Origin of the sequence: Zarconia navalis LEGE 11467, assembly GCF_015207075.1 — a bacterium.
Classification (GTDB): Bacteria; Cyanobacteriota; Cyanobacteriia; order Cyanobacteriales; family Geitlerinemataceae; genus Zarconia; species Zarconia navalis.
Genome location: NZ_JADEXN010000425.1, coordinates 1 through 5,131, shown reverse-complemented (window position 1 = coordinate 5,131; position 5,131 = coordinate 1). Strand labels below are relative to the sequence as shown.

At 50.2% G+C, this 5,131-nt stretch carries 4 protein-coding genes; 3 read left to right on the top strand and 1 reads right to left on the bottom strand.

Features of this window, described 5'->3' with window-relative positions; translation table 11 throughout:
• Positions 1 to 3: 3 nt before the first annotated feature.
• Positions 4 to 1,041, bottom strand: coding sequence for an NADP(H)-dependent aldo-keto reductase (locus IQ235_RS18555; RefSeq protein WP_264322897.1), 1,038 nt, complete (start codon positions 1,039 to 1,041; stop codon positions 4 to 6).
• Positions 1,042 to 1,334: 293 nt separating this feature from the next.
• Here IQ235_RS18555 and IQ235_RS18550 point away from each other — a divergent pair, with 293 nt between their 5' ends.
• The 3 genes from IQ235_RS18550 to IQ235_RS18540 form a co-directional block, all read left to right on the top strand.
• Complete coding sequence (locus IQ235_RS18550) at positions 1,335 to 1,535, top strand: hypothetical protein (RefSeq protein ID WP_264322896.1); 201 nt, start codon at positions 1,335 to 1,337, stop codon at positions 1,533 to 1,535.
• 226 nt (positions 1,536 to 1,761) lie between these two features.
• Positions 1,762 to 4,158, top strand: coding sequence for a Calx-beta domain-containing protein (locus IQ235_RS18545; RefSeq protein WP_264322895.1), 2,397 nt, complete (start codon positions 1,762 to 1,764; stop codon positions 4,156 to 4,158).
• Between the two features lie 174 nt (positions 4,159 to 4,332).
• Positions 4,333 to 5,131, top strand: a 799-nt coding sequence (locus tag IQ235_RS18540; RefSeq protein ID WP_319592627.1) for a calcium-binding protein, incomplete at its 3' end; no start/stop codon positions are given.

Below are 5,131 nucleotides of genomic sequence, written 5' to 3'. Positions count from 1 at the left end.
GACTTACGGCGCGGGATTGGGATTCTCGGCATGAACGGCTTCGATATCTTTGAGTGTGGTTTCGTCTAACTCCACCTCTGCACTCGATAGGTTTTCGCGCAATTGTTCCATCGTGGTGGCACCGATGATGGTACTGGCGACAAACCAGCGAGATCGCACGAAGGCTAAGGCCATCACGGCAGGAGATAGGTTGTGTTGCTTTGCGGCTTCCACGTAAGCGGCAACGGTATCTTTGACGCTGGGTTTGCGATAGCGACCGCCAAACATGGGAAACTGCCCGATTCGGGAATTTTTTGGAATGTCTTCCAAATACTTCCCGGTTAAAAAGCCAAAGGCGAGGGGACTGTAAGCCAGCAGTCCGACATTTTCCCGGTGGCAGGTTTCGGCTAGGGCAATTTCAAACTCGCGATTGAGCAGGTGATAGGCATTTTGGATCGAGACGATTTTGGGCAGTCCCAATTGTGCGGCCAACCGGGTGAACTGGCAAACTCCCCAAGGGGTTTCGTTACTCAAACCGAGATAGCGAATTTTTCCGGCCTTGACAAGATCGGCAAAGACTTCGAGTTGTTCTTGAATGGGGACGGTATCTCGTTCGTTTTTTGGGTTGAACGTGCCGCCGCCAAAGAGGGTGACATTGCGATCGGGCCAGTGAATTTGATACAAGTCGATGTAGTCGGTTTGCAGTCGCGCGAGGCTATCGTTTACCGCTTGCTCGATATTGCGGCGATCGAGATTTCGGTCTGGGCTGCGAATCCATCCCATACTGCGGGTCGGGCCTGCGACTTTGGTGGCGAGGATTATTTTATCCCGTTGCTGTTCCTTGAGCCACTTACCGATATATTCTTCCGTGCTGCCATAGGTTTCTTCCCGTGCGGGGACGGGGTACATTTCCGCCGCATCGATGAAGTTTACGCCTTGGGAAACGGCATAATCGAGCTGTTGGCTGGCTTCGTCCAAGGTATTTTGCTGTCCGAAGGTCATCGTCCCCAGACAGATTTCCGAGACGGAGAGATCGCTATCCCCGAGTTGGTTATATTGCATTACCGAGTAAAAATCCTGTGGGTTTGCCCAGAGTTAGGCTGAACTCGATCTATTTTAGACCGAACTGGATTTAAACGAGAGCGGTCGGTTTTAACGATCGATTTTAATACTTTGTTATAAAAAATAAATAGCAAGATTTGGCACTTTTTTTTAAAATACGAGGTTTTTATAATTTTTTTTTATTTTATAGCAATTCTTGTGCCTTGTGAGATACACCCAAATTCTATTTCCTATTCCTTAAACCTAGAAATTCTGTACTTTATTAGTGTGAGAATTGCTATATCTCAATTTTATTGAACTTAAAATTACAAAATATATATAGTGTTCGTTCTTTTAATGGGGGTAACACGAGTCTTGTCTCCTTTAGCACCTACCAAACTCCATCTCGACTCACCAACACCACTCATACCGTGATGGTGAGTGCTAACGAAGCGATCGAAAATATTGATTTCGGCAATATCTCTCTACTCGAACCAGTTATCGAAGACGATTAACTCGCCACGCTATTCGCTATTGCTCGTTGGTGAAAGATGAAGGCGATCGCTCCGAAGTGAAAACTATTCTCGGGGCGATCGGCTTCAATCTCAGAGTCCCTAGCACTTTACCAAAGCTTTAGAAACTCTTTACCCCCACATTGGTCGCTCCCGTAGACCGTAGGCTAAAACTAAGCTAGGCACTTATTGATTTTGACGAAAACCGAGAGCGATCGCAGATTGAACTATGGCAGACATCTTTGGAACCGCAGATAATAATACCCTTACTGGCACGCCGGGAGACGATCTGTTCGTCGCCTTCGCTGGGAACGATGTCATTCTCGGCTTGGACGGCAACGATCTGATGTTTGCCAACGCCGGTGCGGATGTGGTGGCGGGAAATGCCGGCGGCGATGTCATCTTCGGCGGACAAGGGAATGACAGCATCGAAGGCGGACAAGATAACGATGCCCTCTTTGGGGACGTAGGCAACGACACGGTGAATGGTGGTGTCGGAGAAGATACCGTGATTGGCGGTTCCATTTTTGCCGCAGCGACCTCTCAGAACGATCTCGATCTGCTTTTCGGTGGCGATGGAAACGATCTGATGTTTGGCAATGCCGGTGCGGATACCCTCGATGGCGGCGCGGGTAACGATCTCTTAAATGGCGGCAAAGATGGCGACGTGCTGCTGGGGGGTGACGGGGACGATCGCCTTGACGGACAGCTCGGTGCGGATACTTTAACCGGTGGTGCCGGTAGCGATGCTTTTGTTGTCGCCTCTACCACTGGCGGCGCGACGGTGACCGATGCCGATGTCTTTACCGATTTTACCAAGGGCCAGGACCGTTTGGAACTCGATGGCGCTCTGACTTTCGAGGGACTGACGCTGACGGTGGAAGATGGCAATACGGTGATTCAAGACGCGCAAACCGGACAATTCTTGGCGGTGGTGCAGGGAGTTACGGATTTAGATGCCACGGATGTTGCTGCGCCGATTCTGGAACCGACTCCCGAACCGGAACCGACTCCCACACCGGGAACCACACCCGAACCGGAACCGGAACCAACACCCACGCCGGGAACCACACCGGGAACCGATCCGGTAACGACACCCGAACCCACGCCGGGAACCGATCCAACTCCGGGAACCGATCCAACGCCAGACCCGACTCCGACCCCATCACCGACTCCCACACCCACTCCGGGAGTGGCAACTTATGACTTTAGTGCGGCAACGGCAACCTTCACTGTGGCGGAAGGAGATGATGCCACCAAAACCGAAACGATTATGGTGACAGTGGATCGCTCGGGAGATACCAGTGTTGCTGAGAATGTAACTATCTCTTGGGGCAATGGAACCGCAGAGGATGGAACGGATTTCACTGCTGGATCGCTTTTGGTTGATTTTGCAGATGGCGACACGAGCAAAACAGTGTCTCTCAATATAGAGATTATGGGTGATGACGGCCTGATTGAAGAAGACGAAACGATCGACCTTTCTATAAGTAATCCCACGAATGGTGGTCAGGTTGGAACCACAAATGCCACTGCAACCCTGACCATTACCGAAGATGACGACATCGTTCGGAATACCGACGATACCGGTGCGGGTTCTCTGCGTCAGGCGATTGAGGCGGCCAATAATGTAAATTCGATCGACAATCCAACAATTACATTTGATGCAATGGGAACGGGAACGATTACTCTAGCTTCAGCCTTGCCAGAGATTACCGAAGATGTGACGATCGATGGTTCGGATGCTGCCAATGTAACGATCGATGGTAATGACAGCGTTCGGGTTTTCAAAGTCACTGGCGTAATGGCAACATTCCAGGATTTGACGATTACTAATGGTAATGCCGACCAAGGTGGTGGCATCTTTAACGATGGCGGGACGGTAACGGTACAAAACAGTGTCTTGTCCAACAATACGGCTACCACCTTTGATGCTGTCGGTGGGATTGTCGGCGGTGCTGGAATCGCCAGTCAAGATGGTAGCTTGACTGTCTCAAATACTACGATTAGTGGTTCCCAAGGAGCAAGTGGTCAAGGAATTTCGTTTGCGATTAACACCGGCACTCACAGCCTGACAGTGAATGGTGGTAGCACGCTCTCAGGCGGGAATGAAGATGCGATCTTGATTGGTCTGTCGGGAGCCTCAACCACAACCATTAACATTACTGGAAATACAATTACTAACAACGGTAAAGCTGGGCCTGTGGGTGATGGTATCGGTATTGGTATTCTGGGTGCTGCCGTTGCCGATATCACCATTCAAGATAATACGATCGAAGATAATGAGGATGAAGGGATTGATATCCGTTTTGGGGCAGTTGTCACCCTACCATTCGTAGGAGCGACCGATTTTCCCAGTACTGGAAATCCAGTAACTGCCAGCATCACGGGTAACACTTTGAATAACAACGGTCAGAACGGGATTGAAGTCAAGAGTGATGCCGGAACAAATGATTTCAATAGTACCTTCACGATCTCCGGTAACGACGGTGATGAAAATATCTTGTTAGATAATTCTACAGGTATGGGAACCCTTAACGTTAGAGACTTTGCAAATGAGATGGCCTTGTCAAACGCAAATGATTCCTTCGCCACTATGACTACAGGTGTTACGTATTTAGGTTAAGCACGCCTTCCAGTCCAAAATATTATTCTAAAAAAGCGATCGCATTTTTACCAGCGATCGCTTTTTATTAGAAAATCTTTCCCCGAGATAAGTCGTTTCTACAGACAGTACACTAAAACCAAGTTCGGCATTCATCGCTCTTAACCAAAAACCAGTTCGATCGCAGATTCAACGATGGCATCTATTTTTGGAACCGCAGAAAATAACACTTTGACTGGAACGTCAGGAGACGATTTAGCGATTGCCGAAGCTGGGAATGATGTCGTTCTCGGCTTGGAAGGCAACGATCTAATATTTGCCAATACCGGTGCAGATGTCGTGATCGGAAATGCGGGCGGCGATGTCATTTTTGGCGGCAAAGATGACGATAGCATCGATGGCGGAGGGGATAACGATTTGCTCTTCGGCGACTTGGGAAACGATACCGTCGCCGGGGGTTTGGGAGAAGATACGATCGTCGGGGGTTCCCTCTTGGGATCGGCGATTCCTCAGGCCGATCGCGATCGGCTTCTCGGCGACTTGGGAAACGATCGAATTTTTGGCAATGTCGGCGCAGATACCATTGATGGCGGTGCTGGCAACGACCTACTGTATGGCGGCAAAGAGGGTGACTTGCTCCTCGGCGGCACCGGAGACGATCGGCTTAACGGACAACTCGGCGCGGATACTTTAACCGGTGGTGGGGGTCGCGATGCCTTTGTTCTCGATCCAACCACAGGCGGGGCAACTCTTGCCGATGCCGATGTCATCACCGATTTTACCCAAGGCGACGATCGCTTAGAACTCGATGGCGGTTTGACTTTCGACGGACTGACGCTGACGGTGCAAGATGGCAATACGGTGATTCAAGACGCGCAAACTGGAGAGTTTTTGGCAGTCGTCTTGGGAGTCACCGATTTAGAGGGGACCGAACCCACACCCGAACCGATACCCGATCCCATATCCGAACCCATGCCGGAACCGATACCCGATC